This window comes from Streptomyces sp. V4I2 (genome assembly GCF_030817655.1).
Lineage (GTDB): Bacteria > Actinomycetota > Actinomycetes > Streptomycetales > Streptomycetaceae > Streptomyces > Streptomyces plumbiresistens.
This window is the reverse complement of the sequence record NZ_JAUSZM010000003.1, coordinates 2,165,399-2,183,480: the sequence shown is the minus strand read 5'-3', so window position 1 is coordinate 2,183,480 and position 18,082 is coordinate 2,165,399. Positions and strand designations below refer to the sequence as shown.

Annotated in this window: 20 protein-coding genes; 17 read left to right on the top strand and 3 right to left on the bottom strand. The window is 71.0% G+C overall.

Annotation, left to right across the window (positions count from 1 at the left end; genetic code table 11):
• Nucleotides 1-38 precede the first annotated feature (38 nt).
• The 7 genes from QFZ76_RS10970 to QFZ76_RS10940 all read left to right on the top strand — a co-directional run bounded on the left by QFZ76_RS10970 (nt 39) and on the right by QFZ76_RS10940 (nt 6,828).
• On the top strand, nt 39-233 hold the full coding sequence (locus QFZ76_RS10970) for a hypothetical protein (protein ID WP_307673540.1): 195 nt from the start codon (nt 39-41) through the stop codon (nt 231-233).
• Nucleotides 230-1,225, top strand: coding sequence for a MoxR family ATPase (locus tag QFZ76_RS10965; protein WP_307673539.1), 996 nt, complete (start codon nt 230-232; stop codon nt 1,223-1,225). The genes QFZ76_RS10970 and QFZ76_RS10965 overlap by 4 nt, the downstream gene beginning before the upstream one ends.
• Nucleotides 1,222-2,130, top strand: coding sequence for a DUF58 domain-containing protein (locus QFZ76_RS10960; protein ID WP_307673538.1), 909 nt, complete (start codon nt 1,222-1,224; stop codon nt 2,128-2,130). Before QFZ76_RS10965 ends, QFZ76_RS10960 begins: the two co-directional genes overlap by 4 nt.
• Nucleotides 2,131-2,145: 15 nt before the next feature.
• Nucleotides 2,146-3,096 (top strand): VWA domain-containing protein, encoded by a 951-nt coding sequence (locus QFZ76_RS10955; RefSeq protein WP_307673537.1) that lies wholly within the window; start codon nt 2,146-2,148, stop codon nt 3,094-3,096.
• A gap of 712 nt (nt 3,097-3,808) precedes the next feature.
• Nucleotides 3,809-4,864, top strand: a complete 1,056-nt coding sequence (locus QFZ76_RS10950; RefSeq protein WP_307673536.1) for a S1C family serine protease — start codon at nt 3,809-3,811, stop codon at nt 4,862-4,864.
• A 12-nt stretch (nt 4,865-4,876) separates the two neighbouring features.
• A complete protein-coding gene (locus QFZ76_RS10945) occupies nt 4,877-5,551 on the top strand; it encodes a response regulator transcription factor (protein WP_307673535.1) in 675 nt (224 codons plus the stop codon).
• The gene (locus QFZ76_RS10940; RefSeq protein WP_307673534.1) at nt 5,548-6,828 is read left to right on the top strand and encodes a cell wall metabolism sensor histidine kinase WalK; all 1,281 of its coding nucleotides are present in this window, start codon (nt 5,548-5,550) and stop codon (nt 6,826-6,828) included. The genes QFZ76_RS10945 and QFZ76_RS10940 overlap by 4 nt, the downstream gene beginning before the upstream one ends.
• A gap of 15 nt (nt 6,829-6,843) precedes the next feature.
• On the opposite strand, the gene QFZ76_RS10935 is transcribed toward QFZ76_RS10940, so the two are convergent.
• Nucleotides 6,844-7,464 carry a lysophospholipid acyltransferase family protein gene (locus tag QFZ76_RS10935; RefSeq protein ID WP_373464282.1) on the bottom strand — a complete coding sequence of 207 codons (621 nt, stop codon included), beginning with the start codon at nt 7,462-7,464 and terminating at the stop codon, nt 6,844-6,846.
• Between the two features lie 409 nt (nt 7,465-7,873).
• On the opposite strand from QFZ76_RS10935, the gene QFZ76_RS10930 reads away from it, so the two are divergent.
• The 3 genes from QFZ76_RS10930 to QFZ76_RS10920 all read left to right on the top strand — a co-directional run bounded on the left by QFZ76_RS10930 (nt 7,874) and on the right by QFZ76_RS10920 (nt 10,200).
• On the top strand, nt 7,874-9,076 hold the full coding sequence (locus QFZ76_RS10930) for a glycerophosphodiester phosphodiesterase (RefSeq protein ID WP_307673532.1): 1,203 nt from the start codon (nt 7,874-7,876) through the stop codon (nt 9,074-9,076).
• A gap of 74 nt (nt 9,077-9,150) precedes the next feature.
• Nucleotides 9,151-9,657 carry a sigma-70 family RNA polymerase sigma factor gene (locus tag QFZ76_RS10925; RefSeq protein ID WP_307673531.1) on the top strand — a complete coding sequence of 169 codons (507 nt, stop codon included), beginning with the start codon at nt 9,151-9,153 and terminating at the stop codon, nt 9,655-9,657.
• 45 nt (nt 9,658-9,702) lie between these two features.
• A complete protein-coding gene (locus QFZ76_RS10920; protein WP_307673530.1) occupies nt 9,703-10,200 on the top strand; it encodes a GNAT family N-acetyltransferase in 498 nt (165 codons plus the stop codon).
• A 91-nt stretch (nt 10,201-10,291) separates the two neighbouring features.
• Here the strand turns inward: QFZ76_RS10920 and QFZ76_RS10915 are convergent, their stop codons facing one another.
• Together QFZ76_RS10915 and QFZ76_RS10910 are read right to left on the bottom strand one after the other, a co-directional pair.
• On the bottom strand, nt 10,292-10,744 hold the full coding sequence (locus tag QFZ76_RS10915) for a hypothetical protein (RefSeq protein ID WP_307673529.1): 453 nt from the start codon (nt 10,742-10,744) through the stop codon (nt 10,292-10,294).
• Complete coding sequence (locus tag QFZ76_RS10910) at nt 10,725-11,084, bottom strand: hypothetical protein (RefSeq protein WP_307673528.1); 360 nt, start codon at nt 11,082-11,084, stop codon at nt 10,725-10,727. Before QFZ76_RS10910 ends, QFZ76_RS10915 begins: the two co-directional genes overlap by 20 nt.
• Before the next feature lie 69 nt (nt 11,085-11,153).
• Here QFZ76_RS10910 and QFZ76_RS10905 point away from each other — a divergent pair, with 69 nt between their 5' ends.
• From QFZ76_RS10905 to cbiE, 7 genes are all read left to right on the top strand, one after another.
• Complete coding sequence (locus tag QFZ76_RS10905) at nt 11,154-11,840, top strand: HAD family hydrolase (protein WP_307673527.1); 687 nt, start codon at nt 11,154-11,156, stop codon at nt 11,838-11,840.
• A gap of 317 nt (nt 11,841-12,157) precedes the next feature.
• Entirely contained in the window at nt 12,158-13,246 is a 1,089-nt protein-coding gene (locus tag QFZ76_RS10900; protein ID WP_307673526.1) for a methionine ABC transporter ATP-binding protein, read from the top strand.
• Nucleotides 13,243-13,980, top strand: coding sequence for a methionine ABC transporter permease (locus QFZ76_RS10895; protein ID WP_307673525.1), 738 nt, complete (start codon nt 13,243-13,245; stop codon nt 13,978-13,980). The genes QFZ76_RS10900 and QFZ76_RS10895 overlap by 4 nt, the downstream gene beginning before the upstream one ends.
• 99 nt (nt 13,981-14,079) lie before the next feature.
• The gene (locus QFZ76_RS10890) at nt 14,080-14,910 is read left to right on the top strand and encodes a MetQ/NlpA family ABC transporter substrate-binding protein (protein ID WP_307673524.1); all 831 of its coding nucleotides are present in this window, start codon (nt 14,080-14,082) and stop codon (nt 14,908-14,910) included.
• A 12-nt stretch (nt 14,911-14,922) separates the two neighbouring features.
• Complete coding sequence (locus QFZ76_RS10885; protein ID WP_307673523.1) at nt 14,923-15,738, top strand: MetQ/NlpA family ABC transporter substrate-binding protein; 816 nt, start codon at nt 14,923-14,925, stop codon at nt 15,736-15,738.
• Nucleotides 15,739-15,910: 172 nt separating this feature from the next.
• On the top strand, nt 15,911-16,549 hold the full coding sequence (locus QFZ76_RS10880; RefSeq protein WP_307673522.1) for a GNAT family N-acetyltransferase: 639 nt from the start codon (nt 15,911-15,913) through the stop codon (nt 16,547-16,549).
• Between the two features lie 102 nt (nt 16,550-16,651).
• Entirely contained in the window at nt 16,652-17,866 is a 1,215-nt protein-coding gene (gene cbiE, locus QFZ76_RS10875; RefSeq protein WP_307673521.1) for a precorrin-6y C5,15-methyltransferase (decarboxylating) subunit CbiE, read from the top strand.
• The last annotated feature ends 216 nt before the right edge of the window (nt 17,867-18,082 follow it).

Sequence of the window (18,082 nt, the reverse complement as noted above, 5' to 3'; positions counted from 1 at the left end):
CCCGACGTCGTCCCCCACGGCCGAAGGAGCCAACGACCATGACACGTCGTACGCGCACAATGATCGTCACCGCGTCCGTGCTGGCCGCCGCCGGACTGACCGGTGGCGGCGTCGCACTGGCCGCCGACGCGGACGAGTCCCCCCGCGACCAGGTGAGGTTCGTCGTAGAAGAGGGCGACCACGACTGCCCCGAGAAAGCCACCGGCACGAACAACCCCGCCTCCCAGCTGTGACCGCCCCCGACGACCAGCTCCTCGAAGACGCCCTCTTCGAGGTGAAACGCGTCATCGTCGGCCAGGACCGCATGGTGGAACGCCTGTTCACCGCGATCCTGGCCCGCGGCCACTGCCTCCTGGAGGGCGTACCCGGCGTCGCCAAGACGCTCGGCGCGAAGACCCTCGCACACGTGGTGGGCGGTCACTTCGCCCGCCTCCAGTTCACCCCCGACCTCGTCCCCTCCGACATCACCGGCACCCGCATCTACCGGCCCTCCCAAGAGGCGTTCGACATCGAACCCGGGCCGGTCATCGCGAACGTCGTCCTCGCCGACGAGATCAACCGCGCCCCCGCCAAGGTGCAGTCGGCGCTGCTGGAGGTCATGGGCGAGCACCAGGTGTCCATCGGCGGCACCACACTCCCCGTCCCCGAACCGTTCCTCGTGCTCGCCACCCAGAACCCCATCGAGTCCGAGGGCGTCTACCGGCTCCCCGAGGCCCAGCGCGACCGCTTCCTGCTCAAGGTGGAGGTCGCCGCGCCCACCGAGTCCGAGGAACTCGCCATCCTCTACCGGATGAGCGTCGACCCGCCCCGCCCGCGCCGCGTCCTCACCCCCGAGCGGCTGGTCGCCCTCCAGCGCACGGCCGACGAGGTGTTCGTGCACCACGCGGTCGCCGAGTACGCCGTACGACTGGTCTGCGCGACCCGCGAACTCGCCGGACCGGAGAGCCGGCTGGCGCACGGCGCCGGGCCGCGGGCCACGCTCGGCCTGGTCGCCGCGGCCCGCGCGCTGGCTCTGCTGCGCGGACGGGGCTACGTACTCCCCGACGACGTGAGCGACTTGGCGCACGAGGTCGTCGCCCACCGTCTCGTCCTGTCCTTCGACGCGCTCGCCGACGGCGTCACCCCGGGCGAGATCGTCGACGAGGTGCTCGCGGCGGTCCACCAGCCCCGGATCAGTCCCCGCCAGGCCGCCGCCGAGAAACACACCGAGGAGGCCGTCGCATGACCCCGACCCTGCGCGAGCTCACCCCCGAACAGGCCCTGAAGCACCTGGAACTGCTCTTCACCCGCCACCCCGACGGGCTCCTCCAGGGCGACCATCCGGCCCTCATGCCGGGGCCGGGCAGCGAGCTCGCGGAGACCCGGCCGTACGTCATCGGCGACGACGTCCGGCGGATGGACTGGAACGCCACCGCCCGCACCACCGTCCCGCACGTCCGCCTCACCCTCGCCGACCGCGAGCTGACCATCTGGATCGTCCTGGACGCCTCCGCGAGCATGGACTTCGGCACCGCCCGGATGGAGAAGCGGGACCTCGCGGTGGGCGCGGCGGCGGCCGTCGCGTTCCTCACCGAGCGGGCCGGAAACCGGCTCGGCGCGCAGATCTCGGGGCCGCACGGCATCCGGCGGATCCCGCCCCGCACCGGCCGACGGCAGCTGCTCACCGTCCTGCACGCCGCCCTGGACCGCCCGCGCGTCGAACCGGGGGCCGCCGACTCCACCCTCGCCGACTCCCTCCGGGAACTGCGCGCCCTGCCCGGGCGGGGCCTGGTCGCCGTCGTCTCCGACTTCCTGGAGACCGGCTGGGAGCAGCCCCTGCGCACGGTGGCCCACCGCCACCAGGTCCTGGCCGTGGAGACCGTCGACCCACGGGAACTGGAGCTGCCCGACGTCGGGTTGCTCACCGTCGTCGACCCCGAGACCGGACGGCGACGCGAAGTCCCCACGCACGCACGGCGGTTGCGCGAGCGGTACGCGGAGGCCGCGCTGGAACAGCGGGCCGTGATCAAGCAGGCGATCCGCCGTGCGGGCGCCGCGCACCTCAGGCTCCGCACGGACCGGGACTGGGTGCGGGACGTCGTCCGGTACGTCGAGGACCAGCGGCGCCGTGCGGGAGGCGGCGCCGCATGACACGGGAGTGACTTCATGGGTTTGCGTTCCCCCGGCTGGCTGCTGCTCCTGATCCCGCTCGCCGGTCTGATCGGCGCGTATCTGCTGGTGCAACGCAGGCGCGGCCGCTACGCCGTCCGTTTCACCAACCTCGACCTGCTCGACAAGGTCGCGCCCCACCGGCCGGGCCGACGCCGGCACATACCGGCCGCGGCCTTCTGCGCCACGCTCGCGCTGCTGGTGCTGGGGTTCGCCCGGCCCACGGCCGACGTGCAGGTACTGCGTGAACGGGCGACGATCGTCGTCGCCTTCGACACCTCCGGTTCCATGGAGGCCACCGACGTCTCACCTACCCGGTTCGTGGCCGCCCAGCGCGCCGCCCTCGCCTTCATCGACCGGCTGCCCGAACGGTCCAACACCGGGCTCGTCTCCTTCAGCGGCTCCGCCACCGTCGCGGTGCCGCCGACCACCGACCGCGCGGTGCTGCGCTCGGCCATCGAACAGCTCACCACCGGCCAGGGCACGGCGATCGGCGAGGCCGTCATCGCCGCCCGCAACGCGATCCGGGCGCTCGACAAACAGGCCGAGACCGAGCCGCCGCCCGCACACATCGTGCTGCTCTCCGACGGCTCCAACACGGTGGGCCGCTCGGTCGAGTCCGCGGCGGCGGAGGCGGCCGCCGAGCGCATCCCCGTCTCGACGATCGCGTACGGCACGGAGGACGGCGTCGTCGACCTCGGCGACGGCCGCCTCCTCCAGGTCCCCGTCGACGGCCCCGCCCTGGAGAACCTCGCCTCCCGCACGGGCGGCGACTACCACGAGGCAGCCACGGGCGAGGAACTCCAGGCCGTCTACGAGGACATCGGCAGCTCCGTCGGCCACCGCACCGAGGAACGCGAGATCTGGCAGTGGTTCGTGGCAGCAGGCCTCACCACGGCCCTGATCGCCGCCGCGACCTCGCTGCTGTGGTTCTCCCGCCTGCCATGACCGACCTCGACACCCGTCCCCGGCCCACCGACGAAGGAGGCACACCGTGACAGACCCCACGCACTCCGGCCCGCCGGGTTCTTTCGAAGCCGAGCACTTTGGCGTGCCGGGTTCTCCCGGCAGAACGCCCTCAGGCTCACCGTGTTCTCCTGGAGCTGAGCGCTTTGGTGTGGCGGATTCGCCGGGTGGCGCGGGCTCCGGTGCGCCGGGGTTCGGTTCTCCTGGGGCCGAGCGCTGTGGTGTGCCGGGTTCGTCCGGTAGCGCGCCCTCCGGCCCGCCGACTGGAGCCGAGAGCTTGAGCCTGCCGGGTCCTCCTGGTGCCGGGGGCTCTGGTTTGCGGGGTTCCTCCGGCGGTACTGCGGATTTCGGTGCGTCGGGTTCTTCGGGAGCCGAACGCACAGGCGGTGTACCGGGTTCTTCGGGTGCTGCGCGCTCTGGTGGGTCGGGTTCGTCTGATGCGGCGGGCTTGGGTGCGGCGGGTTCTTCTGGATCCGAACGCACTGACGGTGTACCGGGTTCTTCGGGTGCTGCGCACTCCGGTGGGTCGGGTTCGCCTGATGCGGCGGGCTTCGGTGCGCCGGGTTCTTCGGGTGCCGGGCATGCCGGTGCGGCGGGCTCCGGCCCGTCGGGTTCTTCCGGTGCCGCGCATGCCGGCCCGTCGGGTTCACCCGATGCCGCACGCTCCGGTGGCCCGCCGGCTTCACACTCTCCCGTGTACTCCGGTGGCCCGCCGGTTGCTCCTGGCCTCGGCAAGCCCCCGGCCTCCTCCGACGGCGGCGGCCCGCAGCGGACCGGGGGATCCTCGGACGGCGCCTCGCGTCACGTCACCGCCTCCGAGGGCGACCCGAGTGCTGCGGACGGTGCGCCGGGCCACCGGGGCGCCGCCCCCGTCGACGCCCCTCTCGGCCTCGGTGCGCCGCGTGGCCCGTCCTTCCTGCCAGGTCTGCGGCCCACGCTCCCCGACCGGCCCGCGCCGGTGCCGTCTCCAGCCCCGGCACCGTCCCTGCACTCGCCCGTCCCCGCGCGGCCCCCACGCAACCGCACCCCCCGTCCCCTCACGACGGCCCTCATCGCCGCCGTACTCGCGGGCGGCGCCGCCGGATACGCCGCCGGCGTCCTCGGGGACGACGCCCCGGCGGCCCCGGTGACCGCACGTGAGGTCGGCGGGCTGCAGGCCGTCGCCGACCGGGTGCTGCCCAGCGTGGTCTCCGTCGTCACGGCGAACGGGCAGGGGTCCGGGTTCGTCTTCGACGAGCGGGGCCGGATCCTCACCAACGCGCATGTGGTGGAGGGGAGTTCGCAGGTCACCGTCGAGCTGCAGGACGGGCGCCGGCTGAGTGCCGAGGTGGTCGGCGACGACCCCGCGCATGACGTGGCCGTACTGGAGCCGGAGACGTCACGCGGCCTCAGGGCCGCCGAACTCGCCACCGGCGCCCGCCCCGGCGTCGGAGACACGGTCCTCGCCATCGGTTCCCCGCTGGGCCTGAGCGGCACTGTCACCTCGGGCATCGTCAGCGCCCTGGACCGCTCCGTACGGCTCGGCGAAGGCAGCGGCGGCGGCGGGCAGCAGCGCGCCCTGCAGACCGACGCGTCGATCAACCCCGGCAACTCCGGCGGACCGCTGGTCGACGCCGAGGGACGGGTCATCGGCATCAATACCGCCATCGCGACGTTGGACCAGCAACGAGGTGGTTCCATCGGCATCGGCTTCGCCATCCCCGTGGCGGACGCGGCGACGGCGGCACAGACGATCATCGACGGGGGCTGAGGAGGGGCGGACATGAGACTGCTCGTGGTCGAGGACGAGGAGGACCTGGTCGTCGCGCTCAAGGTCGGCCTGGTGCGGGCGGGCTACGCCGTCGACGTCGCCCCGGATGTCGACACCTCGACCGAGAAACTCGCCGTCAACGACTACGACCTGGTCCTGCTGGACCTCAACCTCCCCGACGGCGACGGCTTCACCGTCTGCCGCGCCATCCGTGCGGCCCCAGGCCCCGGCGGCCCCCGCATCCTCATGCTCACCGCCCGCGACCGCCTCGCCGACCGCGTCCGCGGCCTCGACGAGGGCGCCGACGACTACCTCGTCAAACCCTTCGCGCTGCCCGAACTCCTCGCCCGCATCAGGGCGCTGCTGCGCCGCGAGGACGGCGGCACGGCGGTCGTCGAGGTCGGCGAACTCCGCCTGGACACCGCCCGTTTCGAGGCCTACCGAGGCCCCCGCCGACTCCACCTCACGCCGAAGGAGTTCAGCGTCCTGCACTACCTCATGACCCGCCCCGGGCGCGTCGTACCGGCCGAGGAACTCCTCGAACACGTCTGGGACGAACACGCCGACCCCTTCACCAACACCGTGCGCGTCACGGTCGGTTCCCTGCGCCGCAAGGTCACCGGAGAGGACGAGCCCCTCATAGAGACGGTGATACGGCAGGGCTACCGGCTGAAGGAGACGCCATGAAACGCCCTTCCTTCAAGCGCCCGCATCTCAGGTTCCCGCGCCCGCCCCTCAGGCGGCTCCCGCGCCTGCCCTCCTTCACCCACACCATCCGCTTCCGCCTCACCGTCCTCTACTCCGGCCTCCTGTTCGTCCTCACCGCACTCGTCCTCGGCGCCACCTACGTGGCCGTGGAACGCAGCGGCGAGGCCCACCCGGTCAGCAAGCAGTTCCGCGCCGAGAAGTACGTGAACGGCGTCTACATGGGCGAGTTCGACGCCGTGAAGCTCCAGGAAGTCGAGGCGGCCGTCAACTACGAGACCCTCGCCAACCTGCGCCGCTTCTCCTACGCCGTCCTCGGCGGCCTCGCCGCCACCAGCCTCGTCCTCGGCTGGATCCTCTCCGGCCGCGCCCTGCGCCCCGTACGCGCCATCTCCCGCACGGCGGCCGAGATCCAGGCCACCGACCTGTCGAAACGCATCCAGCTGCAGGGCCCCAAGGACGAGCTGCGCGACCTCGCCGACACGGTGGACTCGATGCTGGACCGGCTCGACGAGGCGTTCCGCGCCCAGCGCCAGCTCATCGACGACGCCTCGCACGAGCTGCGCAGCCCGCTCGCGATCATCCGCGCCAACCTGGACGCCGTACTGACCGCGGAGGAGTCGGACGAGGAGGAGCGCCGCACGGCCGCCCGCAGCGTCGACCGTGCGACCACCCGGATGACCCGGCTGGTGGAGGACCTGCTGGCCACGGCCCGCCGCAGCGCGCCCGCCCTCGCCGACGCGGACGTCGACCTGGCCGCCGCGGCGGGCGAGGCGTGCGAGGAGTTCGCCCCGCTCGCCGCCGACCGGGGCCTCGCCCTGCACCGCCGGCTCGTCCCGGGCCTGACCGTCATCGGCGACCACGACGCCTTGCGCCGGGCCGTAGGCAACCTGCTCTCGAACGCCGTACGACTGTCCTCGCCCGGCACCCGCATCACCGTGGCCGCGGGCCGTTCGGGCAGCTGGCTGTGGACCGCCGTACGGGACGAGGGGCCCGGCATCCTGGACGACGACCAGGCCCGGGTCTTCGACCGGTTCTGGCGGGCCAGGGCGGGCGGCGGCCGACGCGACCGGCACGCCGGGCTCGGCCTCGCCATCGTCCGGCAGATCGTGGAGTCGCACGGCGGCCAGATCCGGCTGTTCTCCAGGGTCGGCGAGGGCTCGACGTTCGTGCTGTGGTTCCCGGCGCCGGGGGACGGGCACGCGAACGGCGGACCGCCCGAGGAGCAGCCCGCCGTACAGCCGTACCGAAGTCTCTGAAGTCTCTGAAGCCGCTTACGCGGCCTTCGCCTTGGTGGCGTACATGTCCACGTACTCCTGCCCGGACAGCCGCATGACCTCGGTCATCACGGAGTCGGTCACCGCCCGCAGGACATAGCGGTCGCGGTCCATCCCCTCGTAGCGGGAGAACTCCATCGCCTCGCCGAAGCGGACCGTGACGCGGCCGGGACGCGGGAAGCCGGAGCCGCCGGGCTGGATCTTGTCGGTGCCGATGATGGCGAACGGGACGACGGGCGCGCCGGTCATCATGGCCAGCCGGGCGATGCCCGTACGGCCCCGGTAGAGCCGGCCGTCGGGGGAGCGCGTGCCCTCCGGGTAGATGCTGAAGACCTTGCCCTCCTCCAGCACCCGGCGGCCGGTCATCAGCGCCGCGACACCGCCGCGGCCGCCGTCCCGGTCGACCGGGATCATGCCGCAGCCCGTGAAGAACCAGGCCATCAGCCGGCCCTTGACGCCCTTGCCGGTGACGTACTCGTCCTTGCCGATGAAGAAGACCTGCCGGTCGCAGAAGAGCGGCATGATCATCGAGTCGATGAACGTGAGGTGGTTCCCGGCCAGGATCACCGGACCGTCGCCCGGGATGTGCTCCGCACCCTCCACCCGTGGGCGGAACATCAGGCGCATGATCGGTCCGAGCACTGCCTTGATGAGCGCGAAGCGGGACAACGGGCCCTCCGGTGTCAAGAGAATGGTGAGGGAATCTGTATGAGTCTGTGCAGGTGAGGACATTACTCGCGGCCCAGGGGGTCGCGCACATCGGGCACGGCGGATTCACCGAGGTCTTACGCAGTGTTGACACCCGTTCACCTGCGGTGGCACCGCGTTGCCCGGCGGTAACCCGAACGGAATGATGTGACACAGGTCGCGTACCCCGCGCCGCAGCCGTGAAGCCGACCGGGCGTCAGACATCTGTTCCCGTACGACATCCCGTGTCACCCGCGTGTTCCGCCACAGGTCTCCCGTCCGCCACGGACACGACCCTACGATCGGCGCGCATGGTCGAGCCGATGGCAGGAGGGCGTTCATGGGAACGCAGGGGTCGCACGGGTCACAGGGAACGCAAGGATCGCAGGGGTCGAACGAGCAGGCGGGCGGGACCGGGCGGCGGGCGCTTCTCGGTGCGGCGGTGCTCGGTGCCGGGGGAGCGGTCCTCGGGATGTCCGGTACGGCGAGAGCCGCCGGTGCCGGGCCCGGGAGCGGCGGGGTGAAGAGCCTGCCCGTGCCGACGATCATCGGTCACCGGGGTGCCAGCGGCTACCGCCCCGAGCACACCCTCGGCGCCTACCGGCTCGCCCTCGACCTGGGCGCCGACATCGTCGAGGCCGGCGACCTCGTGCCCACCAAGGACGGCCACCTCGTCTGCCGCCACGAGCCCGAGATCGGCGGCACGACCGACGTCGCGAACCACCCCGAGTTCGCCGGCCGCAAGACCACCAAGGTGCTCGACGGCGTCCCCACCACCGGCTGGTTCACCGAGGACTTCACGCTCGCCGAGCTCAAGACGCTCCGCGCGATCGAACGCATCCCGGCCAACCGCCCGCACAACACCCTCTACAACGGCCGCTGGGAGATCCCCACCTTCGAAGAGGTCCTGAAGTGGCAGGACGAGCAGACCCGCAGGCGCGGCAAGCAGGTCTGGATCTACCCCGAGCTCAAGCACCCCACCTACTTCCGCAAGCTGGGCCTGGGCCTCGAGGAGCGGGTCGCCAAGCTGCTGCGCAAGTACGGCAGGGACAAGTGGAAGTCGCCGGTCATCATCCAGTCCTTCGAGCCGACCAGCATCCAGCGCCTGAACAAGCTGGTCGACAACCCGCTCGTGGTGCTCCTGTCCGGCCCGGCCACCCGACCCTGGGACTTCGTCGAGACCGGTGACCCGCGCACGGTCGCCGACCTGGTCAAGCCGGCCGGCCTCAGGGAGATCGCCTCCTACGCGCAGGGCATCGGCCCGACCCTCGACCTGGTCATCCCGAAGGACGCCGCGGGCAGGCTCACCCAGCCGACCACCCTCGTCAAGGACGCGCACAAGGTGGGCCTCGTCCTGCACCCCTGGACCCTGCGCAACGAGAACCCCTTCCTGCCCGCCGACTTCCGCAAGGGCGCGGACGCGGACGCCTACGGCGACGTCTTCGGCGCATACAAGGCGTACTTCGCCACCGGCATCGACGGCGTCTTCACCGACCAGCCGGACACCGGTCTGCTGGCCCGCGAGGACTTCGTCAACAGCTGAGCCATCGGCCCCGATTGGGGTGACAGTCGGCCGCCCGGGCAACCCACGGCCCGGGCGGCCGCGTCGCCCTGCATATGACGCACGACCTCGTCACCACCCTGCGCCCCCTGCTCACCGCCGAAGCCTCGGCCGAGGCGCATGCCACCGGTACGGAACCGGGCGACCTGGAGCAGGCGGTCTGGCTCCGTCTCCTGGAGCACCTGGAGACCCAGGGCCCGCCCCTCGACCCGCACGGCTGGCTCCGCCGAGCCGTCCGCTCCGAGTCCCGCCGCACCCGCCGCACGACCCGACTCGAACGACCGTACGACGCCGAGCCGGCCGACGACGGCGACCGCACCCCCGAACAACTCGCCCTCGCCTCGGCCCGCCGCCGCGCCCTGCACGACGCCGTGCGCCGCCTCCCCGGCCGCTGTCCCCGTCTGATGGCGGCGCTCCTGTCGCCCAGGGACCTCACATACCGGGAAATCGCGGGGGAGTTGGGTATGTCACAGGGCAGTCTTGGCCCGGAACGTTCCAGATGCCTGGGATGTCTGCGCCGATTGCTCACACCGGAGGTTGCGGCCCGCGGAGCGCGGGGATAGGAGTGAGGGACGACAGGCGATCAGGTGAGCGGGAGGCGTGCGCACATGGGCATGAGCGTGACCATCTCTGCGGCGACCGAGCAGGACGCGGAGCAGATCTTCAGGCTGCAGTACCTGTGCTTCCAGAGCGAGGCCGCTCTGTACGGCAACTACCGCATCGACCCGCTGGTCCAGAGCCTGGACTCCGTCCGCGAGGAGGTGGTCGCGGACTGCGTCTTCGTGGCCAGGCTGGGCGAGGAGGTCGTCGGCTCGGTGCGCGGCGCGGTGACCGAGGACGGCGCCGCCGCCATCGGCAAGCTCTGCGTCCACCCCCGCCTCCAGGGCCACGGCATCGGAGCGAGGCTGCTGCGCGCGGCCGAGTCGGCGCTGGCCGAGGAGCGCGGCGCCAAGAAGTTCCGCCTCCACACGGGCTACCGCAGCGAGGGCAACCTGCGGCTGTACCGCAGGGTGGGCTACGAGACGGTGGGCACGTCGAAGGGGGCGGACGGGGTGGAGATGATCGTCCTGGAAAAGATGGCCGGGGCGTACGCGACAACGGCGTGAGCTGTAGCGCCGGGGCGCGGGGCTGTGTCGATTTGCGGCTCCGCCGCGTGGGCGCGACCAGCCACAACGGGCCCGCGGCCGCCTGGAAACCTCAGGCGGCACCCCCGTGCGGCGCACGCGATTTCCGCAGCCAGTACAGCGCGGACAACGGCAACAGCACCGGGATGAACACATACCCCATCCCGAAGTCCGACCACACGGTCGCGTCCGGGAACGCCGAGGGGTCCACCAGCGTCCAGGTCCCGACCGTCAGCACACCCGCCAGCTCGGCCCCGCAACACACCAACGCCGCCTTACGCGCCGTCTCCCCACCCCGCACCAGCGAGTACGTGATGAACCCGTAGACGAGCCCCGCCACCGCGGACAGCGAGTACGCGAGCGGCGCCCGGTCGAACTCGGTGGAGATCTGCACCACCGAGCGCGACACCGCCCCGACGACCATCACGCCGTACAGCCAGACCAGCAGCATCCCCGGCCCGCTGATCAGCCGCTGCCGCGTGGGCTTCTCCTCCGTCACGGCCACCTCAGCCTCCCCAGATGTCATAGAGACGCACTTCGAGCACCGCCAGCACCACACCGCTGGAGGCAACCGTCACCGAGCCCCAGCGCGTCCGCTCGGCCAGCGACATGAACCCCGCCGCCGGGACGCACGCGAACGCGCCCAGCAGATAGGCCACGAAGATCGTCGTGCCCTGGTCCGGCTTCTCGCCCCGCCCCAACTGCACGATCCCGACCACCAGCTGGACGAGGGCCAGGACGGACACCACGGCCATCCCGATGAAGTGCCAGTCCTTGGTCGGCTGATCTCGGTACGCGGCCCAGCCGCACCACGCGGCCAGCAGAAGTGCGGCGACGCCGGTCACGAGCGTCAGGGCATCAAGCATGCCGTGACCCTATTACGGGCCAAAAGACCCGAGGCGGCCGACCCCGGAATGCACCGTAGGGTCGACAGCATGAAGATCCATGCTCAAGCCCTCCTGTTCGACAACGACGGCACTCTCGTCTCCTCCCTCGCCTCCGTGGACCGCTGCTGGACGCAGTGGGCTCTGGAGTACGGGATCACCGTCGAGGACTTCGCACGCGTCGAACTGCACGGGCGGCCGGCCGCCGAGATAGCCGCCGACCTGCTGCCCGCGCACCTCGTCCCCGAGGCCGTCGCGCGGATCGAGAAGCTGGAGGTGGACGACGTACCCAACGACGGCGTCCAGCTGCTGCCCGGCACCAAGGACTTCCTCGACGCGCTGCCCTCCCCCACGCTCGGCTTCGCTCGCGCGGGGGGGACCCCCATCCGCTGGGCCGTCGTCACCTCCGCCACCCGGCGCCTGGCCGAGGCCCGCCTCGACGCCGTCGGCATCCTGCCCAAGACGCTGATCGCCGCCGACGACATCACGCGCGGCAAGCCCGACCCCGAGCCCTACCTGCTCGCGGCCCGCGAACTCGGCGTCGACCCGGCCCACTGCGTCGTCTTCGAGGACGCCCCCGCCGGTCTCCAGGCCGGCCGCGCCGCCGGAATGACCACCGTGGCATTGACCACAACGCACCAGGCCCACGAGCTGGTCGCCGACCTCGTGGTGCGGGACCTGTCGGCCTTGTCCGCCCTGGTCAGCGACGGGGGAGTCGAGATCTCCGTCCGCGGCTGACGGGCGTCCGCCGCTGTCCAGCATCCGGACAGCGGCGTTTTTGTCAGGACCGTAGGTCTGGTTTACTGATCGCATGACCACGACGAGCAGCCGCACCCTTGCGACCGAGGCGACCATGACGCCCGGTGCTCGTTGTATGTGTCGAATGTGCGCCTTCTAGAGGGCCCCTGCACCACCTGAGCCTCGCGCCCCCGAAGCGAGCCGCCGTGGCATGTCCGTGCGCTGAATCCCGTACGTGACTGACGCCGCCCCGCGCACATGTTCTCTCCCCTGGTTCCTTATGCCACCGCACGAGAACCGTGTCGCGTTCCGACCGAATGCACCCGCCAGGGCACATCCACGCCCTGCGCACGACAGTGACGGAAACCCACGTGATCACCACCACAGACCTGACCAAGGTCTACCGCACCAGCGGCCGTGAGGTCACCGCCCTGGACGGCGTCGATCTCCACGTCCGCGAAGGCGAGGTGTACGGCGTCATCGGCCAGTCCGGCGCCGGCAAGTCCTCGCTCATCCGCTGCGTCAACCTGCTGGAGCGCCCCACCGCCGGGACGGTGACCGTCGCCGGGCAGGACCTCACCGCCCTCGCCGGGCGCGGACCCCGCGCCGGCCGGGAGCTGCGCCGGGCGCGCGGCCGTATCGGCATGGTCTTCCAGCACTTCAACCTGCTGTCGACGCGGACCGTGCAGGACAACGTCGAGCTGCCGCTCGAAATCCTCGGCACGTCCGGCCAGGAGCGCTCCCGCAAGGCCCTGGAGCTGCTCGACCTCGTCGGTCTCACCGACAAGGCGAAGGCCTACCCGGCCCAGCTCTCCGGAGGCCAGAAGCAGCGCGTGGGCATCGCCCGCGCCCTGGCCGGCGACCCCAAGGTCCTGCTGTCCGACGAGGCGACCAGCGCCCTCGACCCCGAGACCACCCGCTCCATCCTCCAGCTGCTGCGCGACCTGAACCGGCAACTGGGCCTGACCGTCCTGCTCATCACCCACGAGATGGACGTCGTGAAGTCGATCTGCGACTCGGCCGCGCTGATGGAGAAGGGTCGCATCGTCGAGTCCGGCACGGTCAGCGAACTGCTCGCGACCCCGGGCTCCGAGCTGGCCTCCGCGCTGTTCCCGGTGGGCGGCGAGGCCTCCGGCGCCGACCGCACCGTCGTCGACGTCACCTTCCAGGGCGAGGCCGCGACCCAGCCGGTCATCTCCCAGCTCTCCCGCACCTACAACATCGACATATCGATCCTCGGCGCGGCCATCGACACCGTCGGCGGCCTCCAGGTCGGCCGGATGCGCATCGAACTGCCCGGCCGCTACGAGGACAACGTCGTGCCGATCGGCTTCCTGCGCGAACAGGGCCTGCACATCGACGTACTGAACGAGGAGCCCCTGCTGGTGAAGGAAGGTGCCAAGTGACCTGGTCCGAAATGCACCCCCTGCTGGAGCAGGCCTGTTGGGACACCCTCTACATGGTCGGCTGGTCCACAGTCATCGCCGTCGTCGGCGGGCTCCCGCTCGGCGTCCTCCTCGTCCTCACCGACCGGGGCGGACTCCTCCAGAACGTCGTCGCGAACAAGGTCATCGGGCAGGTGGTGAACGTCGCCCGCTCGATGCCGTTCATCATCCTGATGGTCGCGTTGATGGGCTTCACCCGCTCGATCACCGGCACCACCATCGGCCGCGAGGCCGCCATCGTGCCGCTCGCCATCGGCGCGATCCCCTTCTTCGCGCGCCTGGTCGAGACGGCCGTCCGGGAAGTGGACGGCGGGCTCGTCGAGGCCGTGCAGTCGATGGGCGGCAACACCTGGACGGTCGTACGGAAGGTCCTCGTACCCGAGTCCCTGCCGTCGTTGATCTCCAGCACCACCACCACGATCGTCGCCCTCATCGGCTACTCCGCGATGGCCGGAACGGTCGGCGCCGGCGGCCTCGGCGACATCGCCATCCGGTACGGCTACCAGCGCTTCGAGACCGAGCTGATGTGGATCACCGTGGCGATCCTCGCCGTGGTCATTTCCGTCATCCAGTTCGCCGGCGACTACGCCGCCCGCTTCCTGCACCGCCGCGCCGGCCAGTCCGGTCCCGCGCCGAGGCTGCGCCTGCTGAAGGCCAAGGAGCCGGCGACGGCCGACGTCGGCAAGGTCGCGTGAAGTCTCCCTCGGAAGCCTCCTCGTAGGGCACACACCAACCGCAGATCTCCCCGCACACCCATCGCGGGGTCGCTCCACCCCTCAGGAAAGGCACTTTTCGTGCGTAACACCGCCAAAATAACCACCGCCGTCCTCGCCGCCGGAGCCCTCACCTTCGGGCTCACCGCCTGCGGCTCGGACAACGGCTCCGCCTCCTCCGACACCAGCGGACCGCTGGTCGTCGCCGCGAGCCCGACGCCGCACGCCGAGATCCTGAACTACGTCAAGGACAACCTGGCGAAGAAGGCCGGCCTCGACCTGGAGGTCAAGGAGTTCACGGACTACGTCACGCCGAACACGGCGACCGAAGACGGTTCGGTGACTGCCAACTACTTCCAGAACCAGCCGTACCTCGACGACTTCAACAAGAAGAACGGCACCCACATCGTGCCCGTCGTCACGGTCCACCTGGAGCCGCTCGGCCTCTACTCCAACAAGGTCAAGAGCGCCGACGACCTGAAGAGCGGTGCGACCGTCGCCGTCCCGAACGACAGCGTGAACGAGGCGCGGGCGCTGAAGCTCCTGGACGCCAACGGGATCATCACCCTCAAGGACGGCGTGGGCAACGAGGCGACCCCCTCCGACATCACCAAGAACCCGAAGAACCTCAAGTTCAAGGAGCTGGAGGCGGCCCAGACCCCGCGCTCCCTGGACGACGTGGACGCGGCCGTCGTCAACGGCAACTACGCCATCGAGGCCGACCTCTCGCCCGCCGACGACGCCCTTGTCCTGGAGTCCGCCACGGACAACCCGTACGGCAACTTCCTCGCCGTCAAGGACGGCAACGAGGACGACCCACGCGTGAAGAAGCTCGCCAAGCTCCTCACCTCCGCCGAGGTCAAGAAGTTCATCGAGGACACCTACGACGGGTCCGTCATCCCGTCCTTTTGAGGAGCCGCCGTCATGCGTAAGACCGTCACAGCGGCCGCCTCGGTCGCACTGGCCCTCGGCCTCACCGCCTGCGGTTCCGGAAGCGGCGACGGTGACGACGACTCCCTCGTCGTCGGCGCCACCGCCGTCCCGGCCGGCGAAGTCCTGACGTACATCAAGGACAACCTCGCCGCGAAGGTCGGACTCGACCTGGAAATCAAGGAGTTCACGGACTACGTCCTCCCGAACACCGCGCTCCAGGAGGGCTCGCTCGACGCGAACCTCTACCAGAACGAGCCCTACCTGGACGACTTCAACGAGTCCAAGGGCACCGACCTGGTCCCGGTCGTGGACGCCTATCTGCCGCCCATGGGCGTGTACTCCAAGAAGGTCGCGGACGTCACCGAGCTCGCCGACGGGGCAACCGTCGCCGTGCCGAACGACACCACCAACGAAGGCCGCGCCCTCAAGCTCCTGGCCTCCCGGGGCGTCATCACGCTCAAGGAGGACGCGGGCACGGACGCCTCCCCCTCGGACATCAAGGCCAACCCCAGGCACCTGAAGTTCAAGGAACTGGAGCCCGCCCAACTGCCGCGCTCGCTCGACGACGTGGCCGCGGCGGTCATCAACAACAACTACGCCCAGGACGCGGGCCTCAGCCCCACGAAGAACGCCGTCCTCCTGGAGTCGGCGAAGGACAACCCCTACGCCAACCTCCTCGCCGTCAAGCGCGGCAACGAGGACGATCCCAGGGTGCAGAAGCTCGCCGAACTCCTCACCTCCGCCGAGGTGAAGAAGTTCATCGAGGACAAGTACCAGGGCTCGGTTCTGCCGGTCAGCTCCGGCTGACGGGGCGTATACGGCGTATCACCACGGACGGGGTCCACTCCCTCACCGGGTGGGGGTGCCCCCACGCCCTTGAGGCAGTGGGGGAGGACCCCGTCGTGCGGTTCGGTGCTTCCATGCTGCATGCTGGGCAGTTCAGCAGGCTGAAGGTTTCCCGACGGTTACGGAGCGGCGCATGACTGGCACCTTCCCCAACATCTCCATCAGCACGGAGCGGTTGGTGCTGCGTCCCCTCGACGAGGACGACGTGCCTGCCCTGGCCGAGATGATGAACGACGAGCAGGTCGTGGCCTGGACCGACGTTCCCCGGCCGTTCACCGAGGACGCCGCCCGCACCTGGATCACCGAGTACGCCCCCGCCCAACGCCAGGAGGGCCGCGGCCTCGACCTCGCCGTCACCGAGTTCCTCACCCAGCGCCTGGTCGGCATCGTCCAGCTCGGCAAGACCAACTGGCACATCAGGTCCACCGAACTGTCGTACATCATCGCCCCCTGGGCCCGCGGCGAGGGCTACGCCTCCGAGGCCGCCCTGGCCACCGCCCAGTGGCTCCTCGGCGACCAGAAACTCGAGCGGATCGAGCTGCGCACGGCGGCCGACAACACCGCCTCCCAGCAGGTCGCCCAGAAGATCGGCTGTATCAGCGAGGGCGTCCTGCGCAACGCCTGCATAGCGCACGTCCGCACCGAGGACGGCACCTGGGCCGACGTCCGCACCGACTTCATCGTGTGGAGCCTCCTCCCGGAAGACCTCGACGGGGCGGGCGAGCAGCTGGCCGACTCCGGCGGTTTCACGTCGTTCTCGGACTGGAACTGACCAAGAGGGCCACCGGCTCGGTCGCCTTCACCAGGTACTCTCACGGAGCCCGGCATCCGGGCACCTGACAACCTGCGCAAACCCCCTGGAGACTGAGAGACGATGGCCGACCGGGTCACGGTGATCGGCTGGGACGGCTCGCCGCTGACCGCCGCGGCGCGCTCCGCCCTCGGCGCCGCCACGCTGGTGGCCGGTGCCGCCCACCACCTGGCGCTCCCCGAGGTGCCGCCCGGCGCCGAGCGCATCCGCCTCGGCAGCGTCGCCCTCGCCGCCCGCCGCATCGCCGGCCACCGCGGCTCCGCGGTGGTGCTCGCCGACGGCGACCCCGGGTTCTTCGGCGTCGTACGGACCCTGCGCGCCCCCGAGTTCGGCCTGGAGGTGGAGGTAGTCCCCGGCGTCTCCTCCGTGGCCACCGCCTTCGCCCGCGCCGGCATGCCCTGGGACGACGCACAGGTGGTCGTCGCACACCGGCGCACCCTGCGCCGCGCGGTGAACGTGTGCCGCGCCCACACCAAGGTCGCCGTCCTCACCTCACCCGGCGCCGGCCCCGCCGAACTCGGCCTGCTCCTCGACGGCGTCCACCGCACCTTCGTCATCTGCGAGGAACTCGGCACCGACCGCGAGCAGATCACCGTCGTCACCTCCGACAAGGCCGCCGACCACACCTGGCGCGACCCGAACCTGGTCATCGTCATCGGCGGAACCGCCGGACCCGCGGGGGAGGACAGCGGCTGGATCGCCGGCCGCGCCCCGGGCACCGCACCGCGCGGCTGGGCGCTGCCCGCCGAGGCGTACGGCGGTGACCTGGGCGAAGGCGAGGGGGAGCTGCTCCGCGCCGCCCAACTCGCCCGGCTCGGACCGCGCGTCGGCGACCTCGTGTGGGACATCGGCTGCGGCAGCGGCGCCTTCGCCACCGAGGCGGCACGTGCCGGGGCGGCCGTCATCGCCGTCGACCGGGACCTTTCGGCGTGCGCCCGCACCGAGGCCACCGCACGCGGCTTCGGGGTGCAGCTGCAGACCGTGCGCGGCAACGCCCCGCACATTCTGGAGAACCTGCCCGAACCGGACGTCGTCCGGGTCGGCGGCGGGGGAGCGGCCGTGGTCTCGGCCGTGGCCGACCGCCGTCCGCAGCGCATCGTGACGCACGCGGCGACCCGTGACGCGGCCGAACTGGTCGGCCGCGACCTGACCGAGCACGGCTACCGGGTCGAGTGCGCCCTTGTTCAGTCCGTCGAACTCGACACCCGGGCCTGGACGGAGACCGAGCGGAGCGTCGCGTTCCTGCTCAGCGGCCTGCTGCCGGACCGTACGGCCTGATTGCCGTTCCGTCCCGGATCCTGTCCCCGTGATCCTGTTGTCGTACTGCGCGCGGTAGGCTGGCAGATCGTTGTACCGCACTCGGACGCCCGGCGCTTCGTTCGTCAATGTCCGGAAAACTCGCCCCTTTTGGGGTGAGTGTGGTACGGCAGAACCGGAGGACGCGCAACGTGGCGCAGTCCACAGCGGGCCGTCGCGGATCAAGCTGTCGCGACG